Origin of the sequence: Alkalihalophilus lindianensis (assembly GCF_032843265.1) — a bacterium.
In the GTDB taxonomy this organism is placed as follows: domain Bacteria; phylum Bacillota; class Bacilli; order Bacillales; family Bacillaceae_D; genus Alkalihalophilus; species Alkalihalophilus lindianensis.
Window position 1 is genome coordinate 1 of record NZ_JAWJBA010000348.1, and the last position, 270, is coordinate 270.

The following is a 270-nucleotide window of genomic DNA, read 5'->3' on the forward strand; positions in this document are numbered from 1 at the left end:
GAGCAGCTGAAGCGGGTAAAACAAGAGTTAATGAATTTTATTGTTGGTCAGGAAGAAGTCATTGACCAGGTACTATGGAGTATCTTCTCAGGAGGGCATGCCTTACTTGAAGGGCTGCCGGGACTTGGCAAAACCATGCTCGTCAGGTCCGTTTCAGAATGTCTGGACCTGGCATTTAGTCGAATCCAGTTCACACCAGATTTAATGCCCTCCGATATTACCGGGACCATGATTCTCCAACCGGGTGATGAAGGCAGACAAGAGTTTGTC

At 47.8% G+C, this 270-nt stretch carries 1 protein-coding gene; it reads left to right on the forward strand.

What is annotated here, in order from left to right; translation table 11 throughout:
• On the forward strand, positions 1-270 hold a 270-nt coding region (locus tag RYX56_RS22525), incomplete at both ends, for an AAA family ATPase (protein ID WP_317124143.1).